Source organism: Chitinophaga sp. (assembly GCF_036566945.1).
Taxonomy (GTDB): Bacteria; Bacteroidota; Bacteroidia; order Chitinophagales; family Chitinophagaceae; genus Chitinophaga.
The window spans coordinates 1-1610 of the sequence record NZ_DATCVJ010000521.1; the positions used below are offsets into that span (position 1 = coordinate 1).

The following is a 1610-nucleotide window of genomic DNA, read 5'->3' on the forward strand; positions in this document are numbered from 1 at the left end:
AATGCCCTTATTTTCAACGATGCCGATGTTGGTCATCTTACTGCTAAAACCGGTTTGTGTAGGCAGCTGTTGACTTAACAGAAGGTCTTTGGTACGTTTGTTATAATAGTCTACTTCCACGCTGATCTTACCTTTCAGAAATCCCGCTTCCAGACCAAAATCAAACTGCCGGGTGGTTTCCCATTTCAGGTTGGGATTAGCCAGTTGTGTTTGGGTGTATCCGAGGATCTGTTTTTTACCGATGATATAACCGCTTACTGAACCCAGTGCTGGCAGAGAGGAATACGGAGGGATCGCCTGGTTACCGTTGTAACCATAGCTGGCACGAAGTTTCAGGTTATCAAATACATTCAGGTTTTTGATAAAAGGCTCTTCTTCCATGCGCCATGCAAAAGCTGCGGCGGGGAAGAAAGCGTATTTATGATTTTCGGCGAAGCGGGAAGCGCCGTCGGAACGACCTGTCAGGGTAAACAGGTATTTCTCCTTATAACTATAGTTAATCCTGCCCAGGAAGGAAACGATGGTAAACTGATCATACTGCGATCCTATGCGGAAAGTGGTTTGATCAGTAGCGCCGAGGCTATTGTATTGAAAGATGTCGGTAGCATATTTATCCGCAGCGGCGCTCAGCGTATCGGTCTTGGATGTTTGATACGTGGTACCGGCAAGGATGTTGATATGATGATCTTTTCCCAGTTGCTTATCGTAGGTCAGCGTGTTTTCACTCAGCCACATCAGTGTATTGCGGGCGGCGCCACTGGCCATTCCGCCTTTGCCGTCCAATGCACGTGTAGGCATACTGCCCGGTGTGTAGGTATCTTTCTTTACAAAATTCATTTCCGATCCGAAAACAGATTTGAAAGTAAGTCCCGGAATAATGTCCCACTGTACAAACAAGTTACCAATGATGTTATTACTGGTGTTGTTGTCCACTGGTAAAGTACCCTGTGCTACCGGGTTATCATATGTTTGCGGGTCATTTGGTTTCTTGCTGGCAAAAGTGCCATCGGCATTATATACCAGAGAAGCGGGATTGTAGGAGAGGGCCGACTGACCATAGTTCTGGCCGCCGAGTTGTACGGTGTTGTTCTTAATTTCTGAACGACCTATATTGAGAATGGTACCTACTTTTACATTCTTCTTTACGTACTTGTCCAGGTTTACCCTTAACTGATAACGCTTAAATCCGGAGTTGATGATAACACCATCCTGGTTAAGGTAGTTGGCAGATAAGAAGTAGTGATAAGTGTCTTTACCGCCGCTGGCACTCAAAGTGATATTCTGCATGGCGGCTACGCGGGAAACTTCCCGCTGCCAGTCGGTACCACGGCCCAGAGAGTCCGGATTGTTATACAATACGGGGCCACCATAGTCAAGTGAACTTTCGTTGGCCAGTTTTGCATAGTCGGAAGCACCCATCATATCAATATATTTAGGTACCTGCTGCCAGCCGTTGTAGATGTTCACATTGATTTTATCTTCTCCTGTTTTACCGGTTTTGGTAGTCACGATGATCACGCCGTTAGCGCCTCTGGCGCCGTAGATGGCCGTGGCGGAAGCGTCTTTCAATATCTGAATCGACTCAATATCCTCAGGGTTAATGAGGTTCA

General features: G+C 46.5%; 1 protein-coding gene. It reads right to left on the reverse strand.

The genetic code is table 11. The features are described 5' to 3' along the window. The coding region (locus VIP81_RS15780) for a SusC/RagA family TonB-linked outer membrane protein (protein ID WP_331962637.1) at nt 1-1610 on the reverse strand (1610 nt) is incomplete at both ends.